At 67.0% G+C, this 16,340-nt stretch carries 19 protein-coding genes; 5 read left to right on the top strand and 14 right to left on the bottom strand.

The window, feature by feature from the left end:
• Window positions 1-15: 15 nt before the first annotated feature.
• Window positions 16-696: a helix-turn-helix domain-containing protein gene (locus G6N36_RS21730; RefSeq protein ID WP_163688898.1), complete on the top strand. Its 681-nt coding sequence runs from the start codon at window positions 16-18 to the stop codon at window positions 694-696.
• Here the strand turns inward: G6N36_RS21730 and G6N36_RS21725 are convergent.
• Window positions 675-1,448: a class I SAM-dependent methyltransferase gene (locus G6N36_RS21725; protein ID WP_235690135.1), complete on the bottom strand. Its 774-nt coding sequence runs from the start codon at window positions 1,446-1,448 to the stop codon at window positions 675-677. The two genes, G6N36_RS21730 and G6N36_RS21725, sit on opposite strands and share 22 nt — an antisense overlap.
• On the opposite strand from G6N36_RS21725, the gene G6N36_RS21720 reads away from it, so the two are divergent.
• Complete coding sequence (locus G6N36_RS21720) at window positions 1,447-2,277, top strand: LLM class F420-dependent oxidoreductase (protein WP_163688897.1); 831 nt, start codon at window positions 1,447-1,449, stop codon at window positions 2,275-2,277. The genes G6N36_RS21725 and G6N36_RS21720 overlap by 2 nt on opposite strands.
• 12 nt (window positions 2,278-2,289) lie before the next feature.
• Here the strand turns inward: G6N36_RS21720 and G6N36_RS21715 are convergent, their stop codons facing one another.
• On the bottom strand, window positions 2,290-3,129 hold the full coding sequence (locus G6N36_RS21715; protein WP_163688896.1) for an SDR family oxidoreductase: 840 nt from the start codon (window positions 3,127-3,129) through the stop codon (window positions 2,290-2,292).
• Between the two features lie 118 nt (window positions 3,130-3,247).
• Here G6N36_RS21715 and G6N36_RS21710 point away from each other — a divergent pair, with 118 nt between their 5' ends.
• Window positions 3,248-3,523 (top strand): hypothetical protein, encoded by a 276-nt coding sequence (locus G6N36_RS21710; protein WP_163690810.1) that lies wholly within the window; start codon window positions 3,248-3,250, stop codon window positions 3,521-3,523.
• Window positions 3,524-3,527: 4 nt separating this feature from the next.
• On the opposite strand, the gene G6N36_RS21705 is transcribed toward G6N36_RS21710, so the two are convergent.
• The 8 genes from G6N36_RS21705 to G6N36_RS21670 all read right to left on the bottom strand — a co-directional run bounded on the left by G6N36_RS21705 (window position 3,528) and on the right by G6N36_RS21670 (window position 9,781).
• Window positions 3,528-4,247, bottom strand: coding sequence for a hypothetical protein (locus tag G6N36_RS21705; protein ID WP_235690134.1), 720 nt, complete (start codon window positions 4,245-4,247; stop codon window positions 3,528-3,530).
• The gene (locus G6N36_RS21700; RefSeq protein WP_163688895.1) at window positions 4,244-5,176 is read right to left on the bottom strand and encodes a vWA domain-containing protein; all 933 of its coding nucleotides are present in this window, start codon (window positions 5,174-5,176) and stop codon (window positions 4,244-4,246) included. Before G6N36_RS21700 ends, G6N36_RS21705 begins: the two co-directional genes overlap by 4 nt.
• Window positions 5,173-6,138, bottom strand: coding sequence for a hypothetical protein (locus G6N36_RS21695; protein ID WP_163688894.1), 966 nt, complete (start codon window positions 6,136-6,138; stop codon window positions 5,173-5,175). The genes G6N36_RS21700 and G6N36_RS21695 overlap by 4 nt, the downstream gene beginning before the upstream one ends.
• Window positions 6,129-6,602, bottom strand: coding sequence for a hypothetical protein (locus G6N36_RS21690; RefSeq protein WP_163688893.1), 474 nt, complete (start codon window positions 6,600-6,602; stop codon window positions 6,129-6,131). The genes G6N36_RS21695 and G6N36_RS21690 overlap by 10 nt, the downstream gene beginning before the upstream one ends.
• Window positions 6,592-7,464, bottom strand: coding sequence for a DUF58 domain-containing protein (locus tag G6N36_RS21685; protein ID WP_163688892.1), 873 nt, complete (start codon window positions 7,462-7,464; stop codon window positions 6,592-6,594). Before G6N36_RS21685 ends, G6N36_RS21690 begins: the two co-directional genes overlap by 11 nt.
• Before the next feature lie 4 nt (window positions 7,465-7,468).
• Window positions 7,469-8,470 (bottom strand): AAA family ATPase, encoded by a 1,002-nt coding sequence (locus G6N36_RS21680; RefSeq protein ID WP_163688891.1) that lies wholly within the window; start codon window positions 8,468-8,470, stop codon window positions 7,469-7,471.
• Between the two features lie 63 nt (window positions 8,471-8,533).
• Window positions 8,534-8,875 carry a nuclear transport factor 2 family protein gene (locus tag G6N36_RS21675; RefSeq protein WP_163688890.1) on the bottom strand — a complete coding sequence of 114 codons (342 nt, stop codon included), beginning with the start codon at window positions 8,873-8,875 and terminating at the stop codon, window positions 8,534-8,536.
• Between the two features lie 54 nt (window positions 8,876-8,929).
• On the bottom strand, window positions 8,930-9,781 hold the full coding sequence (locus G6N36_RS21670) for an acyl-CoA thioesterase (protein ID WP_163688889.1): 852 nt from the start codon (window positions 9,779-9,781) through the stop codon (window positions 8,930-8,932).
• A gap of 168 nt (window positions 9,782-9,949) precedes the next feature.
• Here G6N36_RS21670 and G6N36_RS21665 point away from each other — a divergent pair, with 168 nt between their 5' ends.
• Entirely contained in the window at window positions 9,950-10,375 is a 426-nt protein-coding gene (locus tag G6N36_RS21665; protein WP_163688888.1) for a pyridoxamine 5'-phosphate oxidase family protein, read from the top strand.
• Between the two features lies 1 nt (window position 10,376).
• On the opposite strand, the gene G6N36_RS21660 is transcribed toward G6N36_RS21665, so the two are convergent.
• Window positions 10,377-10,922 carry a COG4315 family predicted lipoprotein gene (locus G6N36_RS21660; protein ID WP_163688887.1) on the bottom strand — a complete coding sequence of 182 codons (546 nt, stop codon included), beginning with the start codon at window positions 10,920-10,922 and terminating at the stop codon, window positions 10,377-10,379.
• Window positions 10,923-10,975: 53 nt separating this feature from the next.
• Window positions 10,976-12,445: an amidase gene (locus G6N36_RS21655; protein WP_163688886.1), complete on the bottom strand. Its 1,470-nt coding sequence runs from the start codon at window positions 12,443-12,445 to the stop codon at window positions 10,976-10,978.
• A gap of 35 nt (window positions 12,446-12,480) precedes the next feature.
• Here G6N36_RS21655 and G6N36_RS21650 point away from each other — a divergent pair, with 35 nt between their 5' ends.
• Window positions 12,481-13,254 (top strand): enoyl-CoA hydratase/isomerase family protein, encoded by a 774-nt coding sequence (locus G6N36_RS21650; protein ID WP_163688885.1) that lies wholly within the window; start codon window positions 12,481-12,483, stop codon window positions 13,252-13,254.
• Window positions 13,255-13,280: 26 nt separating this feature from the next.
• On the opposite strand, the gene G6N36_RS21645 is transcribed toward G6N36_RS21650, so the two are convergent.
• Both G6N36_RS21645 and G6N36_RS21640 read right to left on the bottom strand, forming a co-directional pair.
• Entirely contained in the window at window positions 13,281-14,657 is a 1,377-nt protein-coding gene (locus G6N36_RS21645) for an MFS transporter (RefSeq protein ID WP_163688884.1), read from the bottom strand.
• 105 nt (window positions 14,658-14,762) lie between these two features.
• Window positions 14,763-16,340: a threonine/serine exporter family protein gene (locus G6N36_RS21640; protein ID WP_163690808.1), complete on the bottom strand. Its 1,578-nt coding sequence runs from the start codon at window positions 16,338-16,340 to the stop codon at window positions 14,763-14,765.

Here is a 16,340-nt window from a genome sequence, read left to right as displayed (position 1 = left end):
ACGCTGGGCGTCAGCGTGATTCCTCGCTTCGCTATCGGCGAGGGTTACGCGGTGTACCGAGGCCCGACAACCGCAGGAACCCTGCATCGTCATGCCGCGTTCCAGATCATGATCGGGATGGGCGACGACGTCGGCGTCGTGGACGGTGCCGACGTCACCCACCGGGCCTCGGCGCTCGCGGTATCGCCCATGCAGCGGCACTGCCTGCTCGCGACAGCGGACGTACTCACCTACTTCGTCGAACCACACTGCGCGTTCGCCGACGGGCTGCGCGAGCGCTACGGCAACGGCATCTGCGCGGCACCCGAACTACGGAACCTGAGCGAGGACGACGTCCGGCCGGCGGGTAATCGCCGCTCCGACGACCTGGATCCGCGACTGGTCCGCGCACTGAATGCCCTGGCGGGCAGCCACATTGCGCTCCCCGATCTGGCGACGCAGATCGGCCTCTCGCCCCAGCGTCTACGCGCGCTCGCGCGACAGCAGTTGGGAATGCCGTTGGCCCGCTGGCGGGTGTGGACGCGGCTACGACGTGCCGCCGAGGCGCTGCAACAGGGTCGGTCATTGGCGGACGCGGCGACCGAGGCGGGCTTCGCGGATCAGGCCCATCTCACCCGCCAGATGCGCGAGATGATGGGACTCACGCCCGCAGGCCTGCTGCCGATTGTGCGAAGTCAGGCCTTGCCTGCGACGTAGACGGAGATCGAACCGCTCACCGTCGGTACGACCTCTGCCTCGCGGACGTCTTTGAATCCGTACTCGGACAACAGCTTCGGCACCACGCCGTCGGCGTTAGGCTGGGTGTCCTCTTTCCCGTCGGCCAGCGCAACGATGCGGAATGCCGTACGCATAAGCGTCGTACGCTGCAGCCCGAAGTCGGCGATCACCACTTTCCCGCCGGGCTTCAACACGTCATGGATTGCGGCGAGTATGGCTCGCTTCATCCGGAGCGGGCATTGGTGGAGCACCAAGCTGGATACCACCGTATCCACCGAGCTCGCGCCCACCGCGTCCACCAGCGCGTCACCCATGCTCACGCGCCAATCCACCGTGACCCCGGCCGCTTCGGCCTTACCGCGTGCCAGGGCAAGCACTTCGCGGTCGGGGTCCAGCCCGATGATCTGTACGCGCGGTTCCACCCGACCGAGGAGCACGGCCAACGACCCAGTGCCGCAACCTACGTCGGCGATGACGTCGCCGGGCCGCGGTGCAACGTACATCGCGGCCAGTGACCGCCACAGTCTTTCACGTGTCAGTGCGACGACGGGGTCGTAGAACCGCGTCGGGGCCAAGCGCCCGGCGGCCGGTGTGAAGGTCTGTTCGCTCATGTGCACAGCGTCGACGGTCGGCTGCTGCCCGGTCTTGAACAAAACGCTCGCCCGGCTGCCGGCGAGGGAATACTCGGCGTAGTTGCGGCCTTGAGCATCAAGACGACGGGAGTGCTTCATGAAATTCGGGATCGCCACATTCGTCACCGACGACGGCATCGACCCGGTATCGCTCGCGCAGGCCATCGAGGAGCGCGGTTTCGACTCGCTCGTCATCGCCGAGCACACGCATATTCCCGCGAGCCGGGAGTCGGCGTATCCGATGGGCGGCGAGCTCCCGTCGATCTACTACCGGACGCTGGACCCGTTCGTCACGTTGGCCGCCGCTGCGGCCGTGACCTCCAGAATCGAGCTCGTCACCGGGATTGCTCTGCTCATTCAGCGGGATCCGATCATCACCGCGAAGGAAGCCGCGAGCATCGACCTGATCTCCGGCGGCCGGTTCGTGTTCGGGGTCGGCGCGGGCTGGAACATCGAGGAGCTGCGTCACCACGGCACGGACCCGAAGACGCGCGGCGCGCTACTCGACGAACGGATCGAGGCGATCACGACTCTGTGGACCGACGAGCCCGCCGAGTATCACGGCAAGTACGTCGACTTCGATTCGTCCTATCTGCGCCCCAAGCCGGTCCGGAAACCGCATCCGCCGATTTACATCGGTGGCGATTCCGATGCGACCGTCAAACGCGTGATCCGGCATGAAGCGGGCTGGATCTCCAACCCGCTCCCGGTGGAGCACCTGGCCAAGCGCGTCGGACAACTGCGCGACGGCGCCCGCCACGATGTGCCGTTGTCTCAGTTTGGTACACCAGCCGATCCCGACTACTGGCGCGCAGTGGAAGAGCTCGGGTTCGGACAGGTCGGACTGCTGCTGCCCACCAAACCGCGCGAGGAGTCGCTGCGGATACTCGACGAGTTCGCCGAGAAGGTCGCCCACTACCGCGGCTGACGCCGTTGCGGCTCAACCGTTTTGGGCGGCGACCCTGGCACGTTCCTTCATCGAGGCGACCACACCGCCGTCGTTGAGGATGTCGGTGCCGGTGAGATAGCCGGCTTTGTCGCTGACGCAGAACGCCAGCAGGTCGGCCATCTCCTCGGCCTTGCCCCAGCGCGGGACCGCGGCGTCGGCGACCATCGCTCCGGCGCCTGCCTGCTCCTCGAGCCTGCCCATCTCGGTGTCGACGGACCCCGGAGAGACCGAGACGATGCGCAGACCTTTGCCGTTGAACCGCTCGCACTGCGATGCGCTATACCACCGGACGAAGCTCTTGCTGATGGCGTAGGCGATGCCTGATCGCGCCTCGTCGCCGGCGATGTCGCAGGCAGGCAGTACCGCCGCCATGAAGGCTGCTTCGTCGGTCAGGGCTTTCGGAAACTCCGCGGCCGGAATGAGCTCATCGGGCAGGATGTGGGCCGCCATCGATGCGACGTTGACGATCGCCGCGCCCGCGGGCGCCGTCTCGTAGAAGACCTCGTCGACGTTGACCGTGCCCACCGCGTTGGTCCGCATGACGTAGTCGGCGTCGCCCATGCTGGGGCTGACTCCCGCCGTGTGGATGACGGAGGCGAGGGTCCCGAGGCTGGTTGCCGTTTCGAACAGCCGGGTGACCGCCGACCGGTCGGTGACGTCGCAGTTGACGGCGGTAGCGGTGATTCCGAGACCCTTCAGCGTCTCGGCGGCGGCGTCCAGACGTTCCTGCCTGACGTCGCAGAGCACCAAGGTGTGGTCGCGCCCGACGATCTTCGCCGTGGCCAGCCCCATCCCGCCCGCACCGCCTGTGATCACCGAGATTCGAGTCATACTCGAACGTTACATTTCGCGGTCCGGGTGTCACAGTGCTGCCCGCGTGTTTAGCCATCACGTAAGGTGGTTACGTCTACTAATTAGCCGGATGAGTCGCGACGCTGGAGTGATGCAGATGCCTTCGATCAAGACCACTGTCGCCGCGATTTCCTTCGCAGGCGGGCTCGCTGCGGCGAGCCTCGGCTTCGGTGCCGGGCTCGCGATTGCCCAGCCGCCTCCGTGCTCCATTCCTCAGGGCGAGGTACCGCCACCCCACGCCCCGCCGAAGCCGACCCAGGTCTGGCTCGGCGAGCCCGTGGTGTGGACGTCCGGCTGGGGCGGCCGCTGGGGCGTCTGCAAGAACGGCCAGATGCTCACGCTGTCGTCGAACATCGTCACCGGCGGCGGCTAACCGATCACGTCCCGTCGCGCTCCGCGGCGTCACGCAGTATCTGCTGCAGTTGCTCCATCGGTGTGCCGGGTTCGAGGCGTAATTGCGCGTCGGTATCGGTGGAAGTCCCTCCTGCTTGCGCCGGTGGCGGCGGCGCAATAGGGACGTTCGGCTGCGGGGGCGGTGGTGGCGCGGCCTGCGCGGCGCCGATCTTCTGATTCAGACGGGGCAGTGCCTCGTCGCGTAACGCCTGCCGTTGCGGATCCGGATCGGTGTTGCCCGCGAAGCACCCCTGCGGAGCTTCCTGAACCAGGGTGCGCGCACCGATGAAGTATGCGGCCGCGGTTCGGCCGTCGAGCACGGCAGCCGCCCGGTCGCCCAGCGTCTCGCGGACGAGTTCGAGATTGACCCGCACCGAACACGATTCACCGACCTCCGTGCGCGACAGACTTTCGCTGAACTGGCGGTCCGCCTCCTCCAGCCTGTTGTCGAGCACCGCGAGACTGCCCGCCGCGAAATACGCTTTGGCCGGTTCGATGACATTGAGGACCGTCAGCGAGTCGACCGCGCGGCGTAACCCTGCATTGTCCCGCTCGGCGAACGCCGAGACGGCCGACTCCCCCGCGATCACCACCGAAACCGACTTGACGATCACCACGACGAGAAGCAGCGCGATGGGCGCGGAGAACACCAGCAATCGCCGCCGCAGCCGCAGCCGCGCGGAGCCGCTTCCCCACCAGCTCACGTGGCCACCTCCACGCTGACGACTCGGTTACGCCGGAGGTCACGCAGCACGAGGTAGAGCTCGATCAGGATGAGGACCGCGGCGCCGACGGCCGGCAACCAGTACGTCTCGGTGCCTGATTCGACTGAGGCGACGGCGGTGGTCGGCGCGTCCGCTGCGCCGTCCGGCAGCTCCGCGGACAGAGGTGCGGCGTCGGGCCGCGCGACGTAGGGGACGCCGAGTTGATCGGCGACGCCCCGTAGCGTGGCCTCGTCGGCGGAAGTGCCGTAGCCGAGCACAGCGCCACCGTCGACCGATCCCGCAGGAGGCGCGAATTCCCTTGGCGGAAGCTCTGACTCAGGCGCGCCCGTGCCCAGATAGAAGACGAGCGTCTTGGCCCGCGGATATTGCTGAACCGCGCTGATCAACTGGTACCGCAACACGGTGCCCGCCGCCCCGGCGTTGGTCTGCGTGGCGGTGTCCGGCCCGGACGCATACGGGACCAAGGTGTCCAGGACCGGCCGCAGGCTCCAGGTATCAGCCGACAGCGGCCAGTCCAGCGACGGAGCGGACGCGAACCCGATGACCGCGAAGCGTGCACGCGGATAGCGGTCGACCAAGACCTCGAGGTCGTCGCGCGCGACGTCCATTCGGGTGCGGCCGTCGAGGTCACGAACCGCCATGTCCGGTGATCGGTCGACGACAAGGAACACGTTCGGCTCCAGGTCGCCCGCGCTGCGCGTCGTGCTCTCGTCGTCGGCGAGGATCACCACACGACTCGCTGACAAGACGAGAAGCACAGCCGCGGCGCTGATGAGGAGCCACCGCCATAGCGCCGTCCGGTTGCGCCCGGAGGCTCGCCACCGTCGCAACGCGAGAATCTGCGCGACGATCAGCAGCACCGCCATGGCGACCAAGAGCAGTGTCGGCAGGACCGGATGCAGCGTCATCGTCGCACCACCAGCGGCCACAGCACCAATGCGGTGAGCGCCGTCAGCGCCAATACCACTGGTATGTCGGGTGTTTCGACGGCGCTGACGGCTGCATTCTGGGACTCAGTCGACGGCGGTGGGTGATCCCTGATCTCGGCCAGGTCGGCATTCGTATCCGAGTTCACCGGGAACGAGCGGCCGCCGCTCTCGCGGGCGAGTGCATCCAGCGCTCCGTTGTCCGTCTCGGTGAACAGAAGGTTGACCTGCACGTCGGCCTTCTGCGCCAGATCGCGGACCCCGTCGGGGGTGAACAGCGCGGGGCGGGGGTCGCCGGGGGTGCGTAGGGATCCGGGTCCGACGTAGATGAGCGAACGCCGCGGTGCATTCGACTGGTCAACCGACGGAAAGCCCGTCAGACACATCGCCAACACGTCCTCGACACCGCCGGCGTAGTTCACGTAGTCCAGGGCGGGTGCCCACGTATCGGCATCGTCCGACCCACCGGCGTAGGTATTGAATCGCCCTGTTGCGTACTGATAGTCGCGCGTCATCGGCACGATTCGCCGGTCGGCGGTGGTCAACCCGATACGCTGCGTACTGAAGTTCCCGACTTCGGTCGCGAAGTGTCGCAGCGTTGCCCGGACCTCGGGCGCGCTTGGCGGACCGCCCATGCACAGCATGATGTCCTCGGGCTGGGCTTCCTGGGATTGCCTTGCGGCCGAGGGCAATCCAATCGGGCGGGCGGCGGCGACCGCCGCCGCTCCGAAGATCACCGTCAGCAGCGTGATGGCGACGACGGCCGACAGCGTGCGCAGCCGCGCTGCGCGTCGGTACTCCGGCAGGCTGGTCAGCCGGTCGACGTTCGCCAGCAGACGTAGCCGTCGCCGCTCGGCACGCATCGGCTGCAGCAGCACCGCCGCGATGCAGCTCGCCAATCCGAGGCATCCGGTGATCGCCACGACCCACCACGTCAGCTCCATGTGCGGATCAACTCCTCGGCGGAGTCACTCACAGATGCGACGTCGACGCTTGAATCGGCGTTGAACTGAGCGTCGGTCAGGTCCGCCAAAACCGGTGCCGCTACCGCTAACTCGCCGGCGGCGATGGCGTCGATTTGCATGTATTCAGCACGCACGCCGGTGGCCGCGTGCAGAAACGCCCGCAGCTCGCGGCTGACCGCCGCAGCGGCGGGGCCCGACGCCAGTTCACCCCCGCGATAGCGGTCGACGATGGCGCGGACGGCGTGGGCGGACCGCCGTTTGACCAACTCACTGCGCGCCGTTCCGATGACGGGCAGGCTGCGCAACCGGCGCCCCGGCATCGTGAACACGAACACCGCTGCGTACCAGCCGATCAGGACCAACGACAAAAGGAAAGCCAGCCACAACCACCACGACGAGTACGGCGTGGGGCCGATGACGAACCGGACCAGCTCATCTGACACGGGCGAACGCTCCGGTCATCGCCGTCAGTCCGGCCCTGATACGGGTACTGCCGGTAAACCTCGCGTGGGGCACGCCGTGCATCGTCAGGAAACCCGAAAGGTGTTCTCGTCGGCTGAATTCGGCTTTGCGGTACGCCTCGACGACTTCCGGTCCGAGCGCCGCGCCGCCCATGACGACCCGACCGCCGGCAACGTCGTAGCCGTCGTCCTCGTCGTCGACGGAACCCACCGCCGCCATGTCAGCGACCATGGCCCAGAGCACGTCATGGCGCGCTGTCAGTCGGGTCAGTGTTTCACCGAGACCGTCGCTGATCTCCGGCTCGTCGGATACGACGAAGATCAACAACGGGTGCCGATAATGCTTGGCCACCCAATTCAGCTGTGTCACAACGTTGCTGGGCGCTGGCCCGGACCTGGTATGGTCATGGAACCGGTGCAGCATGCTCTCGATGTGTGTCTCGCCGCGCCGTAGTCGGATGTCCACGCATCCACGGACGTCGCCGAACACCATGCCGATCTCGTCGGATCGGCGCAGCGTGATCAGCCCGATGGCACCGATGATATGGGCTGCGATGTCACGCTTGCGCTCGCCGGATGGCGCCTGGGCGGCGCTGTTCCGGCCGGCGTCGGCGACGACGAGAATCTTGTGGTGCTTCTCGGAGACGAAGCGTTTGATCAGGACGTGGCCCGACCGTGCGGTGGCCTTCCAATCGATATCGCGGACGTCGTCGCCCGGCACATAGGGTCGTAGGTCGTCGAATTCGAGGCTGCGGGTGTGTACCAGAGCGTACCGCCCGCCGTCCAAGAGTCCGGTCGTATCGCGCCCGAAGAACTGTTTGGCGCGGTCGAGATACTTGCCCATGACCTCACGGCACCCGCACCGCTGCCAGCACCGCGTCGACCACTACGTCGGGTGTGATCTGCAGGCTGGCCGCCTCGAAACCGAGGATCAGGCGGTGGCGCAGGACGCGGTGTGCCAGCGCGGCGACGTCATCGGGCACGACGTGGTTGCGGCCGCGGACCACGGCGAGGGCGCGGGCGGTACGGCAGAACGCGATCGTCGCTCTCGGGCTCGCTCCGTATTCGATCAACCGGGCGATGTTCGCCGGCAGATACTGCTCCGGCTCCCGCGTCACGCTCACGAGCCGGCTGGCGTAGGCGATCAGTTCGCGGTCCATGTACACGGTACCCACGAGGGCCTGCACCCGCCGGATGTCGTCGATCCCGACGACCGGAGGCGTTCGGTAGTTCTTCTCGTACAGGCCGGCGTCCATCCGCAACACGACCTCGACCTCGTCGTCGACGGAGGGATACCGGACGAGTTCCTTCAACATGAATCGGTCGGTCTGCGCCTCCGAGAGCGGATAGGTGCCTTCCTGCTCGACCGGGTTCTGGGTGGCGATCACCAGAAACGGTTCGGGGATCGGGTATTCCACACCGGCGATGGTGGTCTGGCGTTCTTCCATCGCCTCGAGCATCGCGCTCTGGGTCTTTGCGCTGGATCGGTTGATCTCGTCGAGCAGGACGATGTTGGCGTGCACGGGCCCCAGTTGGGTGGCGAAGGAGTTGGTGGCCGCCTCGTAGATCTGGGTGCCGATGATGTCGCTGGGCAATAGGTCGGGCGTGCACTGGATGCGCCGGAACCCAGCCTGGATCGACTCGGCGATGACGCGGGCGGCCGTGGTCTTGGCCAGGCCGGGCACGCTCTCGATCAACAGGTGCCCGCCGGCCAGCAGGGTGATCAGCAACGACTCCCGCAGGTCGTGCTGGCCGACCACCTTGGCCGAGAAGGCCGAGGACACCGCCGCGACGACGCGTTCGGCGTCGGCGAGATCGCGCTGGTCAAGCCGCGGTGGTGACGCGGTCATAGGTACCTTCCGTATCGAGACAAGTCCCGGTAGGTGTACCCAGCCACCGCCAACTCATGCTTGCTAGGACGGCGGAATCAGCACCGTGTAGAGCTCGGCGATCCTGCCGTCCTTGATCACGGCGGCATCGAAGCCGGACATGCCGGTTTGTCCAGTGGTCGGGTCGACGAGGTTCCAGGCCAGGTATCCGAAGTCGGGCAGCACGTGCACCGGACCGGCCGCCGCGAACTGTTGGTCTCCCAATTGGTTCTGTAGCGCAACGCATTTCGCTTCCAGGGCGTCATGTCCGGTGGACACTCCCTCGGCGTCGGTCCATCGGACGTCGGGTGCGTAGGTGCGCTCGATCGCGGGCCGCCGCGCTTTCTCGTCGCGTTCGTTGAACACCGCGAGCAGGTTGGCCAGCATCAGGGTTCGATCGGGTCAGACACCGTACTAGCCTACGTGCTTGCTGATCGCGGGTCATGTCCTGCCGAAGTACAGCTCCTGGGTCGCGATGCAGACCAGTTGCCCTGAGCGGTTGTACATCGTCGACGTCGATAGTCCACGGCCCGCGACACCGCTCGGCGAAAACTGGTCGGACAGCACCCAATCCGACAGGTCGACCGGCCGGTGAAACCACAGCGCATGGTCGATGAGCGCGTTGAAGGCACTCAGTGGTGTCTGGCGCCGCCGGGTAAGCGCCACCTCGACCATCGTGGTACCCGACAGGTACGTCAACAGACAGCTGCCCAGCACCGGATCGGCGGACACAGAACCGTTGGGCCGCCACCACATTCGCATACGCGGTGGCAGCTCGGGCAACTCGATCGCCAGCCGTGGTGGGGCGTCGACGTAGCGCAGATCGAACGGTTGCGGCCGGACCCAATGGCCGCCCAGCTCGTCGGCGTAGTCCGCCAGCTGCTCCTGGATGGGTGGCAGCGATTCAGGGTCGACGACGCCGGGCATCGGCTGGTGATAGTCGACTGACTCGATGGGCTCGCTGAACGACGCGAGCGCTTCCAGCAGGATCTGTCCGTTCTGACGGGCCGTGATCTGGCGGGTCGACAGCGCGCCGCCGTCACGCGCCACATCGACGTGGATGTCGACGGGCGCACGCGCGTCGCCGGCCCGGATGTAGTAGACGTGCACGCTGTGCGGGGTTCGGCCGGGAGCGGTAAGGCTCGCCGCCATGAGCGCCTGACCCGCTATGTGTCCACCGACGATGTGGTGAGCCGGATTGTCGAGCTGTGTCGCGAGGAAGTGGTGTTCATCGACCCGTTCGACTTCAAGGGTGGCCACCACGTCGGCCAGGGTCGGCGGGCTGTATGTCACCTGCGCATCATGCCGCAGCCGTTTTCACCGGTCGGATCGCGGGTAAGGGTCCCTCATGACATCTCCGGAGCCTGAGAACGAAACCGACGAAGTCCTCACCACGCCCGCCACCCCGGGCGCGGTGGCGCTGCCGACGGAGGCTGACGAGGACGACGAGTCCACGCAGGAATGAGTGCTGACGCGTCGCTGAGCGCCGAGGACCTCGAGTTTCTGCGGCGTCCGCTGCACGGCTTTCTGTCCGTCGCCAAGGGCCCGGTTCCGCCGCAGCCCCGACCGGTGTGGTTCGAGGTCACCGCCGAGGGAACAATCCAATTGTTCACGGGGCCAGACACTTTGAAGGTGCGGCGGGTGCGTGACGACCCACGCGCCTCGATCGTCGTTGCCGCGCCCGTTGGTGAACGCGAGCGATGGGTGTCTGTCGCCGGCCGCGCCACCGTGGAAACCGACGGAGGACACGAGCTGGCCGCCCGGCTGGCCGAACGCTACTGGGATCTCGACGACCCCGTGCGGGCGAAGGACCTCGCTGAGATCCTGGCCGAGGATCAAGTTCGGTTCGTGATCCACCCGGAACGGGTCCGCCGCTACACGTACTGACCTACGCCAACCGCTTCCCGTCCTTGGTCAGCACATGCCATTCGCCGCCGAACAGGTCCAGTCCCTGCCCGCCGGCATCGCGGTCATCCTTGTCCCCTGCATAGCGGTACAGCGGCTGGCCCTTGTACGTCACCTGATTGGTGCCGTCACGACGCGGCGTGGTCGAAGCCGCGGCGACGTCGATGCCGATACCGCCCGTCGGGTCGCCCTTGGCCAAGATGGGCAGCCAGGTGTCGGCACACACGTCGTAGCACGTCGGGTCGTTCGGTCCGTCAGCGGTGAATACGTAGACAGTGCGGCCCGAGCCGTCGACGATGATCTGGCCGACGTCGCCGCGGTCGTCGATCTCCAGCGAGACATCGCCGATGGGCGGTATCCGATCCGTCGACGGGATCGGCGTCGGCGTACCGGTCGCCTCGGTGCGAGGTGCGGCCACCGTGCTCGGCGTCAAGCCGGCCGTCGAGGACTCGGTCGCGGCTTGGTTGGCGAAGGCCGAGCACGCCGTCAACGCCGCGGCGCTGAGCAGCACAAGCGGAAGCAGATGCATGGTGATTCCGTTTCCAGGCGCGACGTCGCTGAAACCCGGCGTGGCGCAGGCCACTAAACCGGCGCGATGCGCTGCGCCCACGGCAGCGCCTGCTCGAGTTGGCTCGCCAACCGGATGAGCAGCGCCTCACCCGCCAGCGGGGCGACGAACTGAACACCCAGCGGCAGACCGGCCGCGGTCCAGTGCAGCGGCAGCGAGATCGCGGGTCGCCCGGTGATATTCGCCAGCTGCGTGTACGGCACCCAGCCCAGATTCTTGTCCACCATGTCGTCGACGATGTTGGTGAACCGCAGCATGCTCGCGGTGCGCGTCTTGAGCAGCAGGTCGGCACCCCTCTGCAGCACAACCGGGAGGTCGAATTCGCCGGTCTTCGGGGGCGGGGTCGCCAGCGAGGGCGTCATCAAGAGGTCGTATGACTCGAAGAAGGTGCTCAGGCGTCGGGTGTGTTCGTGGCGCTTCTGGACCGCGTCGAGATAGTCCACGCTGCTGGTCGCACGGCCGATCGCCGCCAGGACCAGGGTGTCGCGCTCGAACGACTCGTCGCCCGCACCTGTCACGCGTTTGGCCTCGGCGAGTTCCCATGCGGTGTTGACGAACCACGCGAGCAGGAACTCCCTGGCGAGCGCGGCGTCGTCGAACGGTGCCTTCGGCAGCTCCTCGACGTGGTGGCCCAGCGCGGTCAGCGCGGCGACGGTGGCCTCGACGGCCGCGTAGGCCTCGGGATGCGGTGCCGGCGTGATGGCGCAGGGCACCCGCACACCGATGCGCAGCCTCGGAGGCTCCGCGCCGACGTTCGACGCAAGGGGCGATTCCGGCAATCCGGGCACGAATGGTCCGCCCGGTTCGCCGCCGACGATCACGTCGAGCATTGCGGCGGTGTCGCGCACGGTGCGCGAGACGACGCCCTGCACCGCGGCGCCGTGCATGGCCTCGCCCGTCGCCGGACCCGCGGGCGTCAGCCCTCGGCCCGGCTTCAATCCGACGAGCCCGCAGCATGCGGCCGGGATCCGAATCGATCCGCCGCCGTCGCTCGCACCGGCACACGGGACGATGCCCGCCGACACCGCGGCCGCCGCCCCGCCCGACGAGCCACCCGGCGAGCGCTGCAGATCCCACGGATTGTTGGTGGGCCCCCACGCGATCGGCTCGGTGATCCCCTTCGCGCCGAACTCGGGGGTGTTGGTCTTACCGAAGATGACCAGGCCGGCGTCGATCCAGCGTTGGACGACGGTGGCGTGCTCGGCGGCGGGCAGCGACATCAGCGCGCGGGAACCAGCCGAGGTCGGCAGACCGGCGTAGTCCTGCCCGAGGTCCTTGATCAGAAACGGGACGCCGGCGAACGGTCCGGTGAGATCCGCGGTCGGCGCAGCGGGCACGTCGCGCACGATCGCGTTGATCCGCGGGTTCACTGCGACGGCCCGCTCCCGCGCCAGCGTCAGCAGTTCGGCCGCGGACACCTGCTTGTCGGCGACCAGTTTCGCCAGCCCGGTGGCGTCATACGTCCGGTACTCCTCGAAGTTCACTCTCTGACCGTATGTCGCGTGGATATCGTGCAGCCATGAGCCTCGTCACCTACGAGTTGGACGATCACATCGCCACGATCACGCTCAACCGCCCGGAGGCACGCAACGCCATCAACGGCGCGCTGCGCCAACACCTGAACGCCGCCTGGGACCGGTTCCGCGATGACGAGGACGCGTGGGTGGGCATCCTCACCGCCAACGGCAACGTGTTCTGCGCCGGCGGTGACCTCAAGGACGGCGAGGGATCGGTGGGCACCTTCGGCGGCACGTTCTGGGAGAAGCCGACGATCAACTCGTTCGAGAGCGGGATGGAACTGTTCAAGCCGACCATCGCGGCCGTGAACGGTCCGTGCGTCGGTTACGGGGTGACCGGAATTCTGTTCTGCGACTTCGTTATCGCCTCCACGACAGCCACCTTCTCTTTCCCCGAGGTGACGCTGGGGACGCCTACCATCGTCGGTGCGATCCGCCTGCCCGAGCGGCTGCGCTGGGCCGATGCCATGGAGCTGTTGTTGACCGGTGCGCCGATGTCGGCCGAACGTGCCAAAGAGGTCGGCCTGGTGTGGAAGCTGGTCGAGCCCGAAGAGTTGCAGGCGCAGGCACGTGCCTGGGCGCAGACCCTGACGAGGGCCGCGCCGCTGGCGCAGCGCGCGACCAAGGAGGTGGCGTGGCGCACCGCGAACATGGGGTGGATCGAGTCGGTCCGCTTCGGCGAGACGATGCGCAAGGTCGCCGCCGCGACCGAGGATGTCGCCGAGGGCATTCGGGCGTGGCAGCAGAAGCGTGCGCCACAGTGGCGGGGCCGCTGATCAGACCACAGTGGCGGGGCCGCTGATCAGGCGGGTGTCTTTTCGAAGGCGACCGGAGGGGGTGCATCTTCGGTGCCGGGGGTCTCGGTGCCGTTGAGCGGACAACGCGTCGTCTCGGGGATCCTGGACAGGGCAAGAGCGCCGATCACGCACGCCGCCATCATGTAGTACGCCGGGAACAGCGCGTCGCCGGTCGCGTTGGTCAACCATTCGTTCACAGCGGGAGCGGTACCGCCGAAGATCGAGGTCGACACGTTGTAGGCGATGGCGAAACCGGCATAGCGCACATGGGTGGGGAACATCGCCGGGAAGGTCGCCGAGATCGTGGCCAACTGCGGCACGTAGAGCAACCCCAGTACTGCGAATCCGATGATGGCGCCCGCCAGATTTGTGCCCATGAGAAGGAACATCGGGATGCCGGCGACGAAGAGTCCGATCAACGAAGCCCACCACACCGGCTTTCGTCCCACTCGGTCGGACAGCAATCCGACAAACGGGACAAAGACCATCATCGAGAGCATGCCGATGATCGGTACCAGCAGCGACTGGTCGGACGACAGCCCGATTTGTGTCTCCAGATAGGTCGGCATGTAGGTGAGCAGGGTGTAATTCACCACGTTGAGGGCGACGACCATGCCGCCCAACTGCAGAATGGGCCGCCAGTATCCGACGATCAGATCACGAAACTGCGTTGTGGTCTGCCCTTCCGTCTTCCCCTCTTGCTCGAGTTCCCGGAATACCGGCGTGTCCTCCAGTCGTGACCGCAAGTAGACACCGATCAAGCCGAGCGGTGCCGCCACCAGGAATGGCAATCGCCAACCCCAGGCCTGCATCTGGTCGTCGCCGAGGGCGAGCGAGCATCCCAACATCAGCAGGGCGCCACATGAGAACCCGGCCAGCGTGCCGAATTCCAGGAAGCTGCCCAACATTCCGCGTCGGCGGCTCGGAGCGTATTCCGCCATGAACGTCGCTGCGCCGCCGTACTCACCGCCGGTGGAGAAGCCCTGGATCATTCGCAGGAGTACCAGCAGGAACGGTGCCCACAGACCGATTGCGGCGTAGGTCGGAACCAACCCGACGCAGAAGGTCGCACCGGCCATCAGCAGGATCGTAATGGCCAGCACCTGCTTGCGGCCGAGTCGATCTCCCAGCGGGCCCCAGACGAATCCGCCGAGCGGTCGAACCAGGAACGAGACAGCGAAAGTCATCAACGCCAGCAAGGTGGCCTGACCGGTGTCACCGGGGAAAATCGCGGCCGAGATATAGGTGACCCCGTACGCGTAGATGCCGTAGTCGAACCACTCGGTGGCATTACCGATAGCGGAGGCCGCGATCGCCTTTCGGGTCACGGAGGGTGATGTTTCTTGCTCGGCAGTGGGCGATTGAGCTTCACCAGAGCTCACGCATTCCTCCTTGAGAAGTTTGGCTGACGCTCACCCGTACCCAAAAGCTTCATGGTTTATCCGGGTCATTGCCCCAGCAGACGTCGCGACCCGGTTGGCGGCGTCCTACCGTTCCTGCGTTTCGAGCTCAGGCGCTTCACCGGCCTGCGCCGCGTCGTCGGCGGGTGTCGGTTCGAGCGCGACGCTCCATGTTCGTTCAGTAACCGCTCCGGCCGATGCCTGGACCGGGGCCGGCTGCAGCCGGACCACCTGCCCCACCGCACGCCGTAGACCGGGTGCCCCGCGCACCCTCAACAGGTTGCCCAGCCGCCCCGCCCGATAGCGCAACGGAGAGCCCAGCAGTTCGCCCATCACCACGCCGGCCCCGATCGCCAGCGCCGTGGCGGCCGCGGCCGCCGCTTGAGCAATCCCCTGGCCGTAGTCCTTATCGACGACGAAATAGAACACGGCTCTGAACACTGCGAGACCTGGGAGCATCGGGGTGATTCCGGCGGTCGCGGTGACCAGAGCTGGCGCCTGCCGCCGAATTGAAGACAGCGTCGCGAGTAGGCCAACCCCGGCCGCGGCGATACCCGTTGCGACCACCTGGCCGACGCCCCCGCTCGCAAGACCGATCAGTGCCAGCTCGGCGAGGCCGGCGACCACGCCGGCGGTCGCCACGGAACGCAACCGTGCGTAGCTGACGACGGTCAGGCATGCGCCGGCCAGCGCTGCGCCGGACACGGCCAGCGCTATCGACCCTGGTCCGCGCGGAATGATGAAGGCCTCGGTCGCGTCGACTTGGAGCGTGATCGTGACATCGGCAAGCGCGGCGACCTGAAGACCGGCGAGAATGCCGACCACGATGCCCGCCGTCATGAACACCACGTCACCCAGCCGGGCCACAGCGGTCAGCATGTACCCGGTGAGGGCGTCTTGGACCGAACCGACCAGGGTCAGCCCGGCGAGCAGCATGACGATTCCAGTGGCCACCAGTGCGGTCGGCCCCTGGTCGGCGTACTGGTAGGCCGCCACGGCGACAAGGGTGGCGATGAAAGCTCCGGCCGCCTGCTGGAAGAACAGCGGGGTGCCCACACGGTGCAGCACCCTGCCCACCCGATCGATGACCGCGGATGTGACCGCGGCCAGCAGGCAGGTCAGCCATGTGCCACCGAAGAGCATCGCGATACCGAGAGCGAAGCCCGCCCATCCTGCGGTCGCCACCCACCTCGGGTATCGGTGCGGGCGCCGGGTCAATTCGTCCATCGCCTCGTGGGCCTGGTCGACCGAGACGCCACCGGAGGTGATCCGTCGGACCAGCCTGTCCAGCTCCGCCAGTCGCGAGTAATCGGTCGACCGGGCGTGCGCCGACCGCACGATGGTGACGGGCGGGCTGTTCTCCGTGGTCAACGCTGACGCGAAGATGGTGGTGACGAAAACGTCGATCACACAGTCATGAAGCTGGTACGCCGCCGCCACATCCTGCGCGGTGACGACGACGTCCGCGGTGCCCGAGCCCGATGACAGCATCACCTCGGCAAGCCGAACGGTCAGGTCGAGCACCTTGCGGGTGTGCAGATCGTCGACGCCGCCCTCCCGCCTACTTCGCTGTCCGGCCGAGGGAGCGGGATCGCGACGCCCGAGACGCGGAATCCGGAGTCCGCGCCGGCGCCGCTCGTTGTCGCGCGTGCGTGGCGGTTCTAT

The organism is Mycolicibacterium gadium, assembly GCF_010728925.1.
Lineage (GTDB): Bacteria > Actinomycetota > Actinomycetes > Mycobacteriales > Mycobacteriaceae > Mycobacterium > Mycobacterium gadium.
The sequence above is the reverse complement of the archived record's forward strand: the minus strand, read 5'-3'. Positions and strand labels throughout refer to the sequence as shown.

What these genes read in the sequence shown, in the direction of transcription:
- G6N36_RS21720 (WP_163688897.1), top strand. Translation starts at nt 1,447, where the DNA reads ATGAAATTCGGGATCGCCACATTCGTCACCGACGACGGCATCGACCCG.
- G6N36_RS21725 (WP_235690135.1), bottom strand. Translation starts at nt 1,448, where the DNA reads ATGAAGCACTCCCGTCGTCTTGATGCTCAAGGCCGCAACTACGCCGAG.
- G6N36_RS21715 (WP_163688896.1), bottom strand. Translation starts at nt 3,129, where the DNA reads ATGACTCGAATCTCGGTGATCACAGGCGGTGCGGGCGGGATGGGGCTG.
- G6N36_RS21710 (WP_163690810.1), top strand. Translation starts at nt 3,248, where the DNA reads ATGCCTTCGATCAAGACCACTGTCGCCGCGATTTCCTTCGCAGGCGGG.
- G6N36_RS21700 (WP_163688895.1), bottom strand. Translation starts at nt 5,176, where the DNA reads ATGACGCTGCATCCGGTCCTGCCGACACTGCTCTTGGTCGCCATGGCG.
- G6N36_RS21695 (WP_163688894.1), bottom strand. Translation starts at nt 6,138, where the DNA reads ATGGAGCTGACGTGGTGGGTCGTGGCGATCACCGGATGCCTCGGATTG.
- G6N36_RS21685 (WP_163688892.1), bottom strand. Translation starts at nt 7,464, where the DNA reads ATGGGCAAGTATCTCGACCGCGCCAAACAGTTCTTCGGGCGCGATACG.
- G6N36_RS21680 (WP_163688891.1), bottom strand. Translation starts at nt 8,470, where the DNA reads ATGACCGCGTCACCACCGCGGCTTGACCAGCGCGATCTCGCCGACGCC.
- G6N36_RS21675 (WP_163688890.1), bottom strand. Translation starts at nt 8,875, where the DNA reads ATGCTGGCCAACCTGCTCGCGGTGTTCAACGAACGCGACGAGAAAGCG.
- G6N36_RS21665 (WP_163688888.1), top strand. Translation starts at nt 9,950, where the DNA reads ATGAGTGCTGACGCGTCGCTGAGCGCCGAGGACCTCGAGTTTCTGCGG.
- G6N36_RS21660 (WP_163688887.1), bottom strand. Translation starts at nt 10,922, where the DNA reads ATGCATCTGCTTCCGCTTGTGCTGCTCAGCGCCGCGGCGTTGACGGCG.
- G6N36_RS21650 (WP_163688885.1), top strand. Translation starts at nt 12,481, where the DNA reads ATGAGCCTCGTCACCTACGAGTTGGACGATCACATCGCCACGATCACG.